Origin of the sequence: Bradyrhizobium sp. 44, assembly GCF_023073095.1 — a bacterium.
Classification (GTDB): domain Bacteria; phylum Pseudomonadota; class Alphaproteobacteria; order Rhizobiales; family Xanthobacteraceae; genus Bradyrhizobium.
Genome location: NZ_JADPIY010000029.1, coordinates 384478 through 400721 on the forward strand (window position 1 = coordinate 384478; position 16244 = coordinate 400721).

The 16244-nt window shown below is 58.6% G+C and carries 16 protein-coding genes and 1 pseudogene; 7 read left to right on the forward strand and 10 right to left on the reverse strand.

Features of this window, described 5'->3' with window-relative positions:
- Positions 1-550: 550 nt before the first annotated feature.
- A complete protein-coding gene (locus tag IVB41_RS27560) occupies positions 551-1897 on the reverse strand; it encodes a hypothetical protein (protein ID WP_247437138.1) in 1347 nt (448 codons plus the stop codon).
- A 58-nt stretch (positions 1898-1955) separates the two neighbouring features.
- Positions 1956-2873, reverse strand: a complete 918-nt coding sequence (locus IVB41_RS27565; RefSeq protein ID WP_247437140.1) for a hypothetical protein — start codon at positions 2871-2873, stop codon at positions 1956-1958.
- Positions 2874-3165: 292 nt separating this feature from the next.
- Here IVB41_RS27565 and IVB41_RS27570 point away from each other — a divergent pair.
- From IVB41_RS27570 to IVB41_RS27585, 4 genes and pseudogenes are all read left to right on the forward strand, one after another.
- Positions 3166-3465, forward strand: a pseudogene (locus IVB41_RS27570) (Gfo/Idh/MocA family protein); the annotation flags it as partial.
- Between the two features lie 18 nt (positions 3466-3483).
- Positions 3484-4227: a Gfo/Idh/MocA family protein gene (locus IVB41_RS27575; RefSeq protein WP_247438185.1), complete on the forward strand. Its 744-nt coding sequence runs from the start codon at positions 3484-3486 to the stop codon at positions 4225-4227.
- Positions 4224-4694, forward strand: coding sequence for an acyltransferase (locus IVB41_RS27580; protein WP_247437142.1), 471 nt, complete (start codon positions 4224-4226; stop codon positions 4692-4694). The genes IVB41_RS27575 and IVB41_RS27580 overlap by 4 nt, the downstream gene beginning before the upstream one ends.
- Before the next feature lie 12 nt (positions 4695-4706).
- The gene (locus IVB41_RS27585) at positions 4707-5804 is read left to right on the forward strand and encodes a DegT/DnrJ/EryC1/StrS aminotransferase family protein (RefSeq protein WP_247437144.1); all 1098 of its coding nucleotides are present in this window, start codon (positions 4707-4709) and stop codon (positions 5802-5804) included.
- Here IVB41_RS27585 and IVB41_RS27590 read toward each other — a convergent pair.
- The 3 genes from IVB41_RS27590 to IVB41_RS27600 are packed head-to-tail and all read right to left on the reverse strand — an operon-like array spanning position 5801 to position 7524.
- Complete coding sequence (locus tag IVB41_RS27590; RefSeq protein WP_247437154.1) at positions 5801-7012, reverse strand: glycosyltransferase family 4 protein; 1212 nt, start codon at positions 7010-7012, stop codon at positions 5801-5803. The genes IVB41_RS27585 and IVB41_RS27590 overlap by 4 nt on opposite strands.
- 4 nt (positions 7013-7016) lie before the next feature.
- Positions 7017-7184, reverse strand: coding sequence for an HAD hydrolase-like protein (locus tag IVB41_RS27595; protein ID WP_247437165.1), 168 nt, complete (start codon positions 7182-7184; stop codon positions 7017-7019).
- Between the two features lie 22 nt (positions 7185-7206).
- A complete protein-coding gene (locus IVB41_RS27600; protein WP_247437167.1) occupies positions 7207-7524 on the reverse strand; it encodes a hypothetical protein in 318 nt (105 codons plus the stop codon).
- A gap of 271 nt (positions 7525-7795) precedes the next feature.
- Between IVB41_RS27600 and gmd the strand changes: the two genes are divergently transcribed.
- Complete coding sequence (gene gmd, locus IVB41_RS27605; RefSeq protein ID WP_247437178.1) at positions 7796-8866, forward strand: GDP-mannose 4,6-dehydratase; 1071 nt, start codon at positions 7796-7798, stop codon at positions 8864-8866.
- A complete protein-coding gene (locus IVB41_RS27610) occupies positions 8847-9791 on the forward strand; it encodes a GDP-L-fucose synthase (protein ID WP_346770874.1) in 945 nt (314 codons plus the stop codon). Before gmd ends, IVB41_RS27610 begins: the two co-directional genes overlap by 20 nt.
- A 632-nt stretch (positions 9792-10423) precedes the next feature.
- Here the strand turns inward: IVB41_RS27610 and IVB41_RS27615 are convergent.
- The 5 genes from IVB41_RS27615 to IVB41_RS27635 all read right to left on the reverse strand — a co-directional run bounded on the left by IVB41_RS27615 (position 10424) and on the right by IVB41_RS27635 (position 15059).
- Positions 10424-11368, reverse strand: coding sequence for an NAD-dependent epimerase/dehydratase family protein (locus tag IVB41_RS27615; RefSeq protein ID WP_407062503.1), 945 nt, complete (start codon positions 11366-11368; stop codon positions 10424-10426).
- Positions 11369-11937: 569 nt separating this feature from the next.
- Entirely contained in the window at positions 11938-12393 is a 456-nt protein-coding gene (locus IVB41_RS27620) for a hypothetical protein (protein WP_247437179.1), read from the reverse strand.
- Entirely contained in the window at positions 12390-13040 is a 651-nt protein-coding gene (locus tag IVB41_RS27625) for a hypothetical protein (protein ID WP_247437181.1), read from the reverse strand. Before IVB41_RS27625 ends, IVB41_RS27620 begins: the two co-directional genes overlap by 4 nt.
- The gene (locus tag IVB41_RS27630) at positions 13037-14215 is read right to left on the reverse strand and encodes an ERF family protein (RefSeq protein WP_247437183.1); all 1179 of its coding nucleotides are present in this window, start codon (positions 14213-14215) and stop codon (positions 13037-13039) included. The genes IVB41_RS27625 and IVB41_RS27630 overlap by 4 nt, the downstream gene beginning before the upstream one ends.
- Positions 14199-15059 (reverse strand): YqaJ viral recombinase family protein, encoded by an 861-nt coding sequence (locus tag IVB41_RS27635; RefSeq protein WP_247437185.1) that lies wholly within the window; start codon positions 15057-15059, stop codon positions 14199-14201. The genes IVB41_RS27630 and IVB41_RS27635 overlap by 17 nt, the downstream gene beginning before the upstream one ends.
- 393 nt (positions 15060-15452) lie before the next feature.
- Here IVB41_RS27635 and IVB41_RS27640 point away from each other — a divergent pair, with 393 nt between their 5' ends.
- A complete protein-coding gene (locus tag IVB41_RS27640) occupies positions 15453-16001 on the forward strand; it encodes an HAD-IIIA family hydrolase (protein WP_247438207.1) in 549 nt (182 codons plus the stop codon).
- Positions 16002-16244: the final 243 nt, after the last annotated feature.

Here is a 16244-nt window from a genome sequence, read left to right on the forward strand (position 1 = left end):
GCAGTTTCCAGTAACATTCTAGATGCGGCAATACGACCCTCCGTAGGCGTTGCTTGGCCTAGGAGCATCATCCTCAGTCAATTCGCGATCGGAGAATGAGCGACTGCGCGGCAATGGATGAGATCAAAACCAGATGACTGCTGGACCGAAGCGCCGCTCGGGCCAGCTCTTCAGCTGCCTGATTGACACGGTCATACAAGTCTTCTTCGGCAAATCTGTGAGCTGTTCCGGCGAGGTGGACGACGGCATCGCAATTCCGCAGTAGCGGCGTCCAATAGAAAGGCGCGGCCAGATCGGGAAGCGGCACTGCGAAGACGCTGTGGCCCTGGAGCCTGGACGTTGTCCTGGAGGCCGCCACACCCTGAAGCCTTGCTCGGCGAGATAGGGCACCAGATGGCGTCCAAGAAAGCCTCCGGGCCGGTCGCGAGTACGGTGGATTGATCATTCATGAGTGAAAAACGGCTCCGCGCGCTGCAATCACTGACTTCCTTAGGGTGTCTGGTAGCGCAGTTTTCCGGTTATTTGCCGCCCGTTTAGCGCTGCCGTCTTGTCAACTTGCGACTGCCGTTCGTTTTCCGGCATCTAACGAGAAAATTGTGCGGGGCGTTATGTACCACAACAAGAATATAATGGCCGTGCCGTTGGTCAAAAACGCGATCGTGAGCGGTACGTTTAGAAAAACTTGCGGAAGCATGCCCATGGACAAAAGGATGAATTTAGGCGGCAAACCGCAAGACAGGCGGTTGCCGAGAGAGATCAGAAGCCCACATGCCAGGACGGCCGCCGGAGCCGCAATCAGTCCCACTGAAGCGATCCCTTCAGTTGCGAACAAAGACGCATTGAAGTTGCCGATCTGATAGGTCCTTTGCATAAGCAGCGCCAACGGTTCATTGTATGGACAACTGACCAGCGACTTCAGAAAATTGATCTGACAAAAATAGGTAAGATCGTGTGTCGAAAAGAAATCAGAATACAAATCCAAACCGATGGAGGGTAGAGCGATCATCCTGAAATTGACGGTACCGAAATATACCGCAATTTGCGAGTGCGAGAGCACTTGGACCTTGAACAACAATACCAACATGACCCCAATCGACGTAGGGAGAAGTAATGATATGACGACAGCGCCTCTAACCTCAAAGAGTCGGGATAGTAGCGCCAAGAATAGCAGCCAGAATGCCGCAAAGAGCGAAGCCTTGCTGAGGGTAATCGGGTAAAAGAGCGACAGAAGCAGGATGACGCCCGTCGCTCGAAAAATTTGTCCGCGGGCAAAGAAGCATGCGAAGGCGAATGGCAACAGAGCATTCGTCGTTACCCCCATCGCATATCTCAGCCATGTTGGAAAATTCAGTTCAGCTCGAAATTTGTAGATTTCCGTTATGCCAACCAGCCTGAAATTGTGAACAACACCAATTGTTGCAATCGCCGCCGCAGAAATCAGAATTGAGAGCAAGAGCCTCTCGAATGCACGGGCGGAGAGGACATATCTTTGCTTGACCGGAGAGGTGATGAACAGTGCTGGCAGAATAAATGCCAGAGCCGAAGCAAATGCTGACAAGGCTGCCAGTGAATGATCGTAATGGAATTTTGAAAAGACCACGAGCCATAGATAACCAAGAACCATCGTGTAAAAATAGAATCCCAAAACATAGCCGAAGCTGAATTCGGCGAATGTGAAAAGGATCGATACAATTGCGAATGGAGCAATATTCAGCGTCGCCCACTGCAGGCGATTTCCATCGAACATGATGATCTGGAGATCGCCATAAAATTCCGCGACGTAGACCAGCGACAGACAGCATACCCCGATATGAAAATATATCAGGAACGCCGGCCCAAGCCGGGGGCGTGGCGACCCGAAGAAACTACGTGGGCCATCATCGGTTAGGTCGGTCATGCCGATTTCGTCGGAACGTGATGCTGGCAATCGGTGTACAAAAAATCGCGCTTACCATTCATGTTCTTCTCTCAGTAATATTTTGAACCAGCACAACAGATCCGAATGCAGTCAGAATAGACATTCCGAGTGCAATAACTAACAAGCTTGGTCGATCCCAGACATTCGTTACCGGCATCACCGTCGGTATTTGTGATACCTGAGGGTCCTTGAAGTTACTCTGTTCAAACTGGGCGGCGACTAGGGTCGCCATCTGCGCACTGTGCTCCCGCTCCGCTGTCGTAAGATCACGAACAAGTCTTGATCGCTCGAGCGCCAGTTCCCCCGCCAACGTCCATTGATTTGAAATCGTTTCGCGCAATTCTCGGGCACGGGCTCGATCGGCGTTGATTTCATCCGTTTGCGATGCCGGTGGATCTCGCGTCGCCAGATTTGCCTGTGGAGATTCCAACTGGCGCTGAAGGTTGCTTGTAAAGGTATCGACGCGTTCGATCTCCCGCGCGGTATCCTTGACCTGCCGTTCAAGTTGTTCGGATGTTTTGGTTCCCAGGGCGATTCGGGACGCGATGTTTTCACGTAGTGCGCGAGCACCAGGTGCCAGATCCTCCATTACCTGGTCGGTGATGCTCTCCTGAAACGCCTTGGCATCGCTCTCGAATTGAGGTGGTATGGTGTTCACGATCAATACAGAACCGCCGTAGCCCTCGACGATCGGATTTTGCAGACTCGCCAAAACGGAAGGGTTTTTAGCTTTTCCAGCGATTGCCAAGAGCGTGGCGGGTGCATAGACGCCGGTGATCCGCCTCGCGACCAGGTCGGGCGCTTGAACGGCAGTGCCAATTTCGATCGATGATCGAATCTGCACGCGCTTGGGCATTACGAAAATGGCCGTGGCAAGCACAGCAAATGTCAGGCCCATCACTCCCAGAAACAGGAATCGGCGCGACCAAACACTTTGTAAGATTGGAGCGGTCATCGGCTGGCGTCGCTTGTAGGCAACGGATCGGACAAATTAGATCAAGCGGCTAGTCTCCTGTTCCTAAGTGTTAAGCGAATTGATCGGTCAAGTCTATCATCCGGGTTGGACTTGTTGTCTCTCCGAAAATTTTCTAATCGACGATGGCGCTTCCAATGCGGAGTGGGCTCCTAAACGACTTGATTTATATAGGCTATTCGGAATATAGACACGCCGTATCGACACGCACTCGGCACCTTGTGCGAGTATGACCTAAAGTCGGCTGCCGCCCGGACTGGATAAAGGACCTGCCATGATTAGATTTGGCTTGCTAGGGTGCGGGCGCATTGCCAAGCGTCACTCCGAACTGCTGGGCGGCGGTCATGTCGGCCAGGCCAGTCTCGTCGCTGTCTGCGATCCCATTCGGGCACGCGCGGATGCAATTGCGTCGAAGTTCGGCGTTCCGGCACACTATGATATCGATGGCTTTCTCGCGCGGAACGATCTTGATGCGGTTGCGGTGCTGACGCCAAGCGGCATGCACCCCCAACATGCAATTGCCTGCGCGAGGGCGCGGAAACACGTTGTTGTCGAAAAGCCAATGGCGCTTCGGCTGCAGGATGCAGATGATATGATGCGCGCTTGCGACCAGGCCGGCGTCAAGCTTTTCGTCGTCAAGCAAAACCGCTTCAACGTTCCTGTGGTCAAGGCGCGCGAGGCGCTGGAAGCCGGTCGCTTCGGTCGTCTGATCCTGGGTACGGTGCGCGTGCGCTGGTGCCGCGATCAAAGCTACTATGATCAGGACGCCTGGCGCGGCACCTGGGCCTATGACGGCGGCGTCCTCACCAATCAGGCCAGTCATCACATCGACATGCTGGAGTGGTTCTTCGGGGACGTGGTGAGCGTTCATGCCCGGGCCACGACCGCCCTGGTGAAGGTCGAGACCGAAGACACCGCCGTGGCGACGGTAAAATTCCGCAACGGCGCATTGGGGATCATTGAAGCCACCACCGCGGTTCGGCCAAAGGATCTCGAAGGCTCTCTCTCCATCCTTGGCGAGAAAGGCACCGTGGAGATCGCAGGTTTCGCAGTCAACCAGATCAGGCACTGGAATTTCGTCGACGAGTTACCGAGCGACAAGGTCGTCATCGAGAAGTTCTCGGTCAATCCGCCCAACGTCTACGGCTTCGGCCACCAGGCCTATTATCAGCACGTCGTCGACTGCCTGTTGCATCAGCGCGCCGCGCTGGTCGACGGCCTTCAGGGCCGCAAGAGCCTCGAACTGATCTCCGCCCTCTACGAATCCATCGAGACGGGGCAGGAAGTTGCGCTGCGCTTCGAGCCGCGGCGGAGCAAGCTTGGTGTAATTTTGTGAGCGGAAGGCCGCAAGTGCACCAGGTCGCCGTGCGTGACGTCAAATTTGGCGAGCGTGTCAAACTGGTCGAACCTTGCAATCTCTACGGCTGCGAGATCGGGGACGACTGCTTCGTCGGTCCCTTCACGGAGATCCAAACCGGCGCCGTCGTCGGCGCGCGGACCCGGGTGCAGTCGCATGCCTTCATCTGCGAGCTGGTCTCGATCGGCGAAGATTGCTTCGTCGGGCACGGCGTGATGTTCATTAACGACACGTTTTCGACCGGTGGGCCGGCCCGTGGCCGCCGCGAATTGTGGCGTTCGACGAAGATCGGCAAGCGGGTCTCGATCGGTTCGAACGCCACCATCATGCCGGTATCGATCGCAGACGACGTCGTGATCGGAGCAGGCTCGGTGGTCACGAAAGACATCACCGAGCCGGGCAGCTACGCCGGAAATCCCGCCCGCCGCCTCAAGGGCAAGACCTAGGGAGTAGCATTCATGCGGGTACCTTACGCGGATCTCGGCCTCCAGTATCAGTCGATCAAGGACGAGATCGACGGTGCGATCGCGGCCGTCATTCGCGACAGCGCGTTCATCCGCGGTCCCTATGTCGATGCCTTCGAGCGGGAGTTCGCGGCGGCGGCGAGCGTCAAGCACTGCGTGTCCTGCGCCAACGGCACCGACGCGCTCTACCTCGCGATGGCAGCGCTCAAAGTCAAGCCGGGCGACGAGGTCATCACGACGGCGCATTCCTGGATATCGACCTCCGCGATGATCACGCATGCCGGCGCGACGGTCGTGTTCTGCGACACTGACGGCGAGACCTTCACGATCGACCCCGCGGCGATCGAAGCGGCGATCACGCCGCGCACGGTCGGCATCATCCCGGTGCATCTCTACGGGCAGCCGGCAGACATGGACGCGATCATGGCAATCGCGCACAAGCACGGCCTCTGGGTCATCGAGGACTGCGCCCAGGCGCATCTTGCGCAATACAAGGGCCAGCCGATCGGGACCTTCGGGGCGGCCGCGACCTACTCCTTCTATCCGGGCAAGAATCTGGGCGCGTTCGGCGACGCCGGCGCGGTCGTGACCGAGGACGCGGCACTGGCAGAGCACATGTCCATGCTGGCCCGGCACGGCGGCCTCGTGAAGCACAAGCACCTGATCGAAGGCATCAACAGCCGGCTCGACGGGATGCAGGCGGCGATCCTGTCCGCCAAGCTGAACCACCTGAAGGCCTGGACCAAGGCGCGGCAGGATGCTGCGGCGGTCTATGATGCAGGTCTCAATCAGCTCGATGGTATGGAGGTGCCCCGCGTCGCGCCTGACCGCACCCACGTTTATCATCTCTACACGATCAAGCATAAGAAGCGTGACGCTCTCGCGGCGTATCTGGGCGAGAACGGAGTCCAGACCGCGATCAACTACCCCACCGCGCTGCCGCTGCTCCCCTCTTACGCGCGCTTCGCGCATCGCCCCGAACACTTTCCGAGGGCGTTCGATGATCAGAACAAGATCCTCTCGCTCCCGATGTTTGCGGAGATCACTCGCGAGCAACAGGACGAGGTCATTCGGCTGATCAGGAACTTCTAGCGGTCGCTCTCGCGCAAGCTCTTTACGATGTCCCGGTAGCGCTTCGTCGAAGCCTGCTCGCTGTATTTTAGCGCGGCCACCGCAGCAAGACGGCCGCGTTCAAGCGTCGCCTGGCGATCGGATGCGGCTTCGGAAATCGCTTGCGCGAGCCTGGCGGGATTCTCCGGAGGCACGATCCAGCCGATGTCTTCCTCGGCGACCGCAAGCCCGGCCTCCGCGTTCGGCTCCGTTCCGACGATAACGGCCCGCCCGACAGCAAGAAAATTGTAGAGCCGGCTGGGAATCGAGACGCCCGCGACGTCGCGCCGATAGGGGATGGCCCAGGCGTCCGCCGCCGCCAGGAATTCGGCAAGCCGGTTCTCGGGCACGGGGTCCAGCAATGTGACGTTGTCCAGATTCTCCGCCGCTTGAAGGGTTTTCAGCTCGGTCCAGCCGACGCCCCAGCCGGAGAGAACAAAGTGAATGTTGGTCTCATGTCGCATCAGTCGTGCGGCTTCGAACACGGTGCGAGGCGCGTGCGTGAAGCCGAGATTGCCGCAGAGGCCGACGACGAACTTCGCCGAATAGGGCTTCCTGAAGCTGCTGCTATCGTCGGGCGCGCGGAAACCGATCGGCAGCAGCGTCCAGTTCGGCACGAAATGAATGCTGTCTGCTCGCACGCGCGGATAGCTCAGCAGCAGTGGGGCGACGTCACGGCCGATGACGAAAATCGCGTCTAGGGATCTGAACAGCCAGCCGTTGGCAAGGCGCAAGAAGCGCGTGGCGAGCGACGATTGACGGGCTATGCCGGCGGCCACCAGGGCCTCCGGATATAGGTCGTAGATCAGCAGCGCGGTCTTTGCGCGGCGCAGCCTTGCGGCGAGCGTGACCGCGTAGGGCAGGGTGAAGGGGCTCGTGACCGACATGACCACGATGCCGGGACGTGCACGTCTGTAAACGGCCCAGAACAAGCGTATCGCCAACGCAGTGCTCGCGATGAGGCGTTGTGCGAGCGCGTGCTTGGGCGGTCTCCAGTTCGCGATCTCGATGATTTCGGGTGTGTTCCCGCCGGTCGCTACCGGTCGTGCGGACCCCGGCGTCCCCGACAGGACGACCGCCGGCATGTCGAGGGCGATTGCATTCGCGATCGCACCGAGATAGGTCGCGGTCGTGCTCGAATCCGGCGGATAAAACTCCGTCGCGAGGATGAAGCCGGGAGTCTTCTCCACGACGTTATCCGGCTGGCAAAAGCGGCAGGACGAGCTCCCGCAGACTTTTGCCCGTAAAGAGATAGCCGGGCAATCCGGCTGTGCGCGCGGCCTCGATGCCGGACGGCCTGTCGCCGGCCACGAAGGTCCTGCTCGCGTCGACGGGAAACTCGCTGAGGAGGTCCATGATCATGCCGGGTTGCGGTTTGCGGCGGTCACTGTTGCGCCGTTAAGGGGGTCACTGTCCGTTCGGATGAATCGGGCAATATTCCAAAAGCATCGATCCGCGCATCGCAAGCCATCAGCTGCTCCGCCATCCAAAAGTGCAGCCGACAGATCTCGGCCTCGTGATAGAAGCCCCTAGTCACACCCTGCTGGTTGTTGATCACGAAGGCGAAATACCTGGCTTCATTGGTCGCCTTTACGGCCTCGATGGCGCCGTCGATCCAGCTGAGTTTGTCGATCTCAAACAGATATTCGCTATGGACGTTCAGAACGCCGTAGCGATCGAAGAAAACCGCAGGGCGCAGCACCTGGTTGATCGCCGTGTTCTCTCGGTCTCGGTTCATTTCGGCTCGACATTGCGGTCTCTGCGGGGCGGAGGAAGCTGCTGATGCGGCCCGATCTCTGTGCCACTGTATCATGATTGTGTTCGAGGTCCAATCTGGGGCCGCGCTCCCGGCTTACCCGTGCCGGGCGGCTCCCTGGGGTTGACCCGCGAGGGACGATATGGCCAAGAAGAGCAAAGTGCGCGGCGCTCTGTGCGCATCGATCCATTTCAAATGGTGCGGGAATAAGTAAGTCATGAGTCAACGTGTTGCTCTCATCACCGGTGTGACTGGCCAGGACGGCGCTTATCTGGCCGAATATCTGCTGTCGCTCGGCTATGTCGTGCATGGCATCAAGCGGCGCTCGTCCTCGTTCAACACCGCCCGGGTCGATCATCTCTACAAAGACCCGCATGTCGGCAACGTGCCGTTCCTAATGCATTACGGCGACATGACCGACTCAACCAATCTGATCCGGCTCGTGCAGCAGATACGGCCGACCGAGATCTACAATCTCGCCGCCCAGAGCCACGTCGCCGTCAGCTTCGAGAGCCCAGAGTACACCGCCAATGCCGACGGCGTCGGCGTGCTGCGCCTTCTGGAAGCGGTCCGCATCCTCGGCATGGAGAAGGAGACGCGGTTCTACCAGGCTTCGACCTCTGAGCTCTATGGCCTCGTGCAGGAGATCCCGCAGAAAGAGACGACGCCGTTTTACCCGCGCTCGCCTTATGGCGTGGCAAAGCTCTACGGTTACTGGATCACGGTGAACTACCGCGAAGCCTACGACATGTTCGCGAGTAACGGCATCCTGTTCAACCATGAGAGCCCGATCCGCGGTGAAACCTTCGTCACCCGCAAGATCACGCGCGGCGTCGCGCGCATCGAGGTCGGGCTGGAGGAGACGCTCTATCTCGGCAATCTCTCGGCCAAGCGCGACTGGGGCCACGCCAGGGATTATGTCGAAGGCATGCACAAGATCCTGCAGGCCGACAAGCCCGACGATTTCGTCCTCGCCACCGGCCAGATGCACTCGGTGCGCGAGATGGTCGAGCTCTCGTTCGCGCAAGTCGGCCGCCGCATCACATGGCACGGCAAGGGCGTCGACGAGACCGGCGTCGATGAGAAGAACGGCAAGACGGTCGTGAAGATCGATCCGACCTATTTCCGTCCGACTGAAGTCGATCTCCTCGTCGGCGACGCCAGCAAGGCCCGCGAGGTGCTTGGCTGGAAGCCGAAGCGGACCTTTGCAGAACTCGTCGCGGAGATGATGGCGAGCGATCTGGCGAACGCAAAGCGGGACGCTGGCAGTGGCAAACGCACCGTTTGAGCTGACAGGCAAAAGCGTCTACGTCGCCGGCCATCGCGGCATGGTCGGCAGCGCGATTGCGCGCCGGCTCGAACGGGAGGACGTCAAGCTCGTCACCGTGGACCGGCGCGAGGTCGATCTGTGCAATCAAGCCGCGGTGTTCGACTGGTTTTCGAAGACGCGGCCGCAGGTGATCTTCCTCGCCGCGGCCAAGGTCGGCGGCATCGTCGCCAATAACACGCTGCGTGCCGAGTTCATCTACGACAACATCGCGATCGCGGCGAACGTGATCCAGGCCGCGCATCAGAACGGCGCCGAGAAGCTGATGTTTCTGGGCTCGTCCTGCATCTATCCGAAAATGGCGCCGCAGCCACTACACGAAGATTCGGTGCTGACCGGCCCGCTGGAGCCGACCAACGAACCTTATGCGATTGCCAAGATCGCCGGCATCAAGATGGCGGAGGCCTATCGCAGCCAGTACGGATGCGACTTCATCAGCGTGATGCCGACCAATCTCTACGGCCCCGGCGATAATTATCATCCCGAATTCAGTCACGTCGTCGCGGCCCTGATCCGCCGCTTCCACGAAGCGAAGCTCGCGGGCGCGGAGAGTGTTATCGTGTGGGGTACCGGCACGCCGCGGCGCGAGTTCCTGTATGTCGACGACATGGCGGATGCCTGCGTGCACCTGATGAAGACCTACTCAAGCGCCGAGCTGGTCAACATCGGCACGGGCGAGGACATCAGCATCGCCGAGTTCGCACATGTGGTCGCCGACATAGTCGGTTACGGCGGCGAGATCACGTTTGACACCTCTCGACCTGACGGCACGCCGCGCAAACTGCTCGACGTAACCCGCCTTGTCCAGCTCGGCTGGCGGGCCGAGACTCCGCTCTACCAAGGGTTACAGCAAGTCTATCAGGAGTATTCGAAGATATCCCGCTAGGTTGTAGTTGTTCATCGAAAAGCTGTAGAATGAACCTGGAGTTGCCGCGTAGCAAGTGGGTGCAAATGACAATAATCAATCAGCACTTCGGCTAGTCACATCGAACAGAGCGCATGATAGTTCGACTTATGCAGATGACTTGCCCGGAGGAAGCGTGGCGCTTTTTGAACAAATGCAAGCATCGCGAATAAAATCGCGCATCCTGAGACCGAAGCGGCTGCCGAAGTGATCTGACGGTCACGGCACGCAGTACAATGGAGGCGAATGGCTAGTGTCCCAACGAAGTGCGAAGGAATTTAGAAGCGCAAGTAGTATGTGGGCGGCGATCAGGGCTTTGCTTTGGATAGTGTTGCTAAGTGCAACTGTAGCATTTGTCGCCCTCCATCTTCCATGGTGAGCGATATGCACGTGGTTTCTCAAGGAACGTTGCCGAGTTCGAGCTAGACCGATGTGAGTAGGCTATCGCGTGCTTACAAACGCGCTGGTCAGCTCGCGAATCAGCAGATCGCGACGCCCAACCGGGGAATCGGCAACTATGCTCCTACAGCTAACTATGTTCATCATTCCTACGAGCGATTTGGGACACCTCAGATTGGGGTTGGCTGCCAAGCTGCGCAAGACCGTTCAGGCATCTATGTGCGCTCAGTCTGCAACAAGGCGAGCCGCAGACCCTCGTCGAGCGAAACTTGCGGTCGCCATCCCGTAGCAATAGCCTTGGAGGTGTCGAGCTGAAGCGAGCCGATCAGACTGTCTTGCATACCTTGCTGACCCGCCAGGCCGAGTAGATTCGTGAGAAGCTTCGGCGGTAGGCTCAGCAGTCGCGGTCTCTGGCCGGCCGCTACTGCGAGGCGCTTAATGAATTCAGGGGTCGAGACCTGCTCTTCATCGGCGACGAGAAAGAGTTCGAAGTTGCTTCCCGGATCCGTATGTGCAAGTCGGCGCAGAATGAAGGATGAGAGATTTTGCACTGCGAGGAAGGCGCGACGATTTCGGATCGCTGCAAAGGGCAATGGCAGGCCCAATCTAACGGCTCGCGTGAGCAGCGCAAAATTACCTTTAGCGCCCGCACCATAGACGAGCGGCGGCCTAATGACCGATATTTTCATCGTGCATTGGCGCGCCAGCATCCTTAGCCCAGCCTCCGCCGCTGCCTTGGACTTGCCGTAGAGCCCTTCTGGTGTGGGGAGATCATCCTCGCTAAAAGGGGCACGGCCATCACTGCTGCGGCCATTTACAAGAACTGTGCTGACGAAGATGAAGTGGTGCACTCCCGCCCTTGCAGCACACCGCGCCAGGTGCAACGTGCCAGCAGTGTTGACATCATGGTAAAGTTCGACCGCATGCTCCTCGTGCTTGTGATGCACTCGAGCGGCGAGATGCACAACGCAATCGATGCCTTCGAGCGGGGCGGACCAATCGGTGTTGGGCCCGATCGGTTCGATTACAAATTCCTTGTTTATGCCCTCAGGGTGGAGGACCGCCCGCCGGACCGACCATCCTTCGCGCTCCAATATGGGTGTAATATGACGCCCAACGAAACCGTTCGCGCCGGTCACGAGTACTCGATCGGGCATCATTCTTCCATCTTTGTGGACAAGCGCTTGACTGTTCTACAATCTGCCGATGTCGTGTGTGGCGTCCCCGCATTGAGAACCAGAATCTTCTCACAATCACAATAATTCGTGGTCATCCCTCATTCAACGGGCCGATCCGGCATTAGCTAAGGAGAGTGGACAATGTGCGCAGGGCAGAAAACCCATTCGTTGAAACGTGGCTAGCAAGCTGGTGGGGTGAATTTGGCGGTTGTCTGCTCGATCCCGATGGTGGCGATAGCCTGCTGGGTCACCGACTTACATACAAGGTCAGGGCGCTCGCAAGGGGACGGGGAGGGGCAGCGGATAGCAATTCTCCTCCCGCGGGAAGGGCGATCTGATGAGGACGGTCAGCGTCTTCTTCGGGTTCATCACTTCAGCTGGGCTCGTGCGAGAGCGGTTTCGATGGTCCGATGCTTACTGGACTGGTACATAGGAGCTCTTCGCCGGCTGAGCGTTGAGCTGCATCGCGCCCGAGATCGAAGGCTTGGCATTGATGCAGTGGCATCCGTCAGCAGCGGAGGCGTGCGTCGTCACAAAGCTCCGGGAGGGGCTTAGACTAAGATGAACCCATCCGGATGGTGATTAGGTGCGACGTCGCCAATGCGTGGATGGTGCACTTCGGAGGCCTGAGTTTCACCGTTGGAGTCGATGATGATTGTCGTCGATTGGGGCAATTCACGAAAGGACGACGATTGAGCGACAACTTCGGGGATGTTCAAAGGGGCAAACTCAAAGCGGTGCGAGAGGAGCGTATTGGTCGCGACCGCTCCCGCTTGAGGAGCCGAAGCGACATCGATGACACCGTCGGCATTCAAATCCTGGTGGAGCGTTGACTCTACCTGCTTGAGCGCGACGCTGTTGCCTGAGAGCACTCCTGTGTCGCTCTTGTAATTGCCGCTGCCATCGGTCGACCAAATGATGAAGTTCCGCCACTTCGCGTCTATCATGACGACGCTTCGCATATCGGCCACTCCTTCGGGCGCATGGTCGATGGTGTTCGCTTTCACGATCTCGGAGCCGCGCTGGGTTGCTTCTGCAGGAGCGGACTGTACCTCGTTCTTGATCGGACCCGGGGTTGAGGGCGGATGAAAGTAGCCGGGTCATGCATTCGGCCGCCGCTATTCAGTTCCTTGAGCAAGACCAGCCGTCTTAACTGTGCCGCGTTGATTAGCGTCTCGAATAGCGTGAAGATCTCGCGGGCCTGCACGTAAACTTCCACGCTAATGGTGTGCTGATCGAATCCGTATGTTGCGAGACGTGCTTCGATCTCGTCTGCCGCAATGCGATCGAGCCGCCACTCGAGCGCGTTCTGAACGATGTAGGGTTCGGCGTCATTTTTGACGTCGGACACGATACCGGGCACATCTATCCGACGAAGTGCCATCTCTATTGCTTTTTGTCGATATGATTCCAGCAGCTTATGCCGCAGAATTCGATAGCGCTGTATCTCCCAGGACAGCTCTGCAACATCAATGACAAGCAGCCACTCGATCGCCGATTGGGGGGCTATGTCGCGAAAGATGACGGCTTGGAGCGCGCGATACTGCTCGATGCTTTCGCCGGGCAGAAGTTGGGGAGCTGGACATAGGACTTGAAAATCGACCGGAATAGCGGATGTGGTTGCAGGCGTGGCGTTGCTGAAGGGGCCATTCATTGACGTGTGACCTCCGGCCCGGCCTGCGATAAAGCATCGAAAGTGGCCACGTTCGGATTAGCGTGGTCATGAACGGGGCTCGCTGCCCATAACTCGCTCGCGAGAGGCAACGGCGATATCTGCATATCCACCCACCATGCTTTTTCGTTGCCATGTCGATGGAGAGCCTGATGGTGAGAGCGGCATAATGGGACGGTGAATTCGTCACTGACTTTGCGCCCGAGTGTTCGCGGTTGGGCGAACTTGAGGTGATGCGCATCGGAAGGAGCCTGCTTGCAGACCAGGCAGGGCTGTGCCCGGATAAAAGCAAGGTGGGCCTTGCTCCGCTTGCGCGGGGGCTCTTTGGGGAAGGCGAGGCCGCTCCTTGGCTGATCCGCCGGCCCTTCCGAGCTTGAGCCGGGGATAGCGGGTTGGGAGAGGGAAAGTTCTTCCGCCGGTTCCTGTCCGGTGGTGCGCTCGGCCTCCGATGGTGGCAGATCAGCTTCCTCGAACCTCACCTGATAGGCCGCCTCAAGCGCCCGGGCGTCGGCCTCCAGGAGGGTGTTCTTCAGGGGAAGGCTGGCTTTGGCCCAAGCCAGGAGGTCGTCGCTGTTCCCCAAGGCTGCCGCCAGCTCGGCCAGCAGCCGCTCCCGTAGCTCCGCCGATTGCTGAGGCTTCAGGACAGCCGGCCGGTTCAAAACCGGTTTGGCAGGCTTTCCCTTTTGGCCGGGAACCGTTTGCGGCTCGGCTGCAGCGGGAGGTCCGGCGATTGCATCGGGAGCGTCGAGGTCGTCCTCACCGGCAATGCCAACCAGAGCAAATAGGGCGTAGCGACGGGCATAGGTCAATGAGGCACCCATCCGATGTGGCGCCTCGATTTCCTTTGCCGCGCAGACCGGCCAATCGGAGGAGATCCATTCGCCGGACGCATGGGCCAGCAGGGTCGTGAGACGCACTTGGCCGCTGCTGGAGTCGATCCTTGTGGTCTGGACGGTTGCGATCTCCTGCTTGCTGAGGGTCTTGCGGACAAGGTCCAGGCCGGAGGCCAAGGAGGCGTAGCGGAAGGTCCGGTCGTCCTCCCGCGGGAAGGGGGACCGGATCACCGCCGTCAGGATCTTTTCCGGGTTGGTTAGCTCGGCCTGCGCCCGGGCGAGGGCGCCCGCGATCGCCCCGATCCGCTCACTGGATTGATGCATCGGAGGCCTCCACAGCGAGAGCGTCGAAGCTGATGGCCCCGGACTTGGAGCGTTTGGCCTTGATCCCGTGCCCGCTTGCCTCCTTGGCATCCTCGGGCACGAGCTTCTTCAACTCAGCTTTAGAGAGCTCGTGCTCCCCGTGGGCGTCCTTGGTGCGGAGATAGGTTGCAGCGAACTCGCCCCAAGTATTGGACGAAGACATATCGACGACCTTAACGGCCTCCAGCCTTGGTCGCGGCGTTTCGATGTTGAAGAGCAGAGGCGTCTCGCCGCTCTGAACGCAGCGCCAAAATTTCTTCTCGGCGGTGAGGAGCAGATGCTGATAGAGCGGATCGGCGTGGATTTTGATCTCAACCCATTTGCCACCGCCGGTGATGATCGAGAGAACGGCGCTGCGGGACGCTGTGACCCACATGTTGTGCTGCAGCTGGGCCATATGTTTCTCGGCCGCGGCTTCCTCTGTAAAGGCCCAAGGCAGCATGAACTTGGCCTCAAACACCGCTCCGATCTGCTCGACCATGCCATCGAGTGTTGCCGCCATCCATTTGTGGATGGGATGGCGAACGCGCTTCTGGATGTCTGAGATGGTTTGCCCCGTTGAGCGCTGGTACCAGGCGCGATTGAGGACCTCTGTTATCGTGCCGAGCTGGACGATGAGATTATCCGAGAGATCTTCTGGTGCGACCTCTCCACGTTTCTCTTGCCAAAGGCGGATGAGCTTGTCCTGATCATCACCCATGATGACACGCGCATCCGAGCCGCCGATGAAGTGGCGACGGTCATTGTGGTTGAACCTGATGATATGATTGGGCGCATCGGCGCCGTTTGTTTGAACTGTTGTCACCGGTATCTCCTACGCAAAAACAAGCGGCTTCATTTGCCGCACTGCCTGAAGCCCCGCGTCCGCGAGGCGAGATACCGGCGCTAGGATCGCAGGTGGCGCCCGGTCGAATCAGTAACGCTCCAATCGCGAATGAAGGCCAGTCCTTTCTGCAGCAACAATCTTGCTCGTTTCAGCGACAGGAATCGCTCTTGTTCTCACGGGCTTAGGGCAGGGACGGGACGAGGCTGACCGGTATAAACCGACAAAACGAAGCCAATTCACGCATGAACCGCAAAGACCTGGATACAAAAGGCGCGCTCGCCGAGAACGATTGTCCGGTCGCATGACATGTTGAAATGAAGCCGTGATTGTCGGAAGATCGTGGGTATTGCCTCCAACTTGGGCCCCTGGGATTTGAAGCGTCCGGCAGTATTTTTCGATCGTGATGGCGTCCTCAATGAGGACGACGGCTACGCTTTCGATCCCGGCCAGATCCGGTGGGTGGAAGGAGCGCAAGAGGCCGTCAAAGCAGTCAATGACGCCGGGTATCTTGCGTTTGTCGTGACGAACCAATCAGGAATCGCGAGGGGGTTTTACGAGGAGCGGCATGTTCGCAATCTGCACGAATGGATGTCGCGTGAACTTGCTATGGTTGGTGCCCGTATCGATGCGTTCGAATTCTGCCCCCATCACCCCGATGGTCCGGTTGAGCGTTACCGTGTCCTCTGTAGCTGTCGTAAGCCGCAGCCGGGCATGATCAGAGCCCTCCTTGAGCGGTATTCGGTGGACATCGATGCTAGCTTCCTGGTCGGTGACAAGCAGAGCGATCTTGCTGCGGCACAAGCGGCCGGAATAGCCGCCTATCTGTTTGATGGATCAAACCTACATACGTTCATTGCGCCGTTGTTGCCGGATCCGTCGTATCCTCCGTCGCATCGCCGAGGCGCGGTAACCGAGGATTGAGGCCGTGGTCTTCGCGATAAAGCGGATCGCTCGATTGCGAGATAGTGAAATCAAGGAGGCAAGTTGGCGTCAAAGCGACAAATCGAAGCCAATCGCGCAAACGCAGCGAGGAGTACCGGGCCGCAAACAAGCGTCGGCAAAACAGCATCGAGCCGCAACGCCTATCGGCATGGCTTATCTCGTTGGGACGAACCCGCCGGTTCTGGTTTCGATGCAGTCTTTGCGGAAGGCTTCAAAGGTACG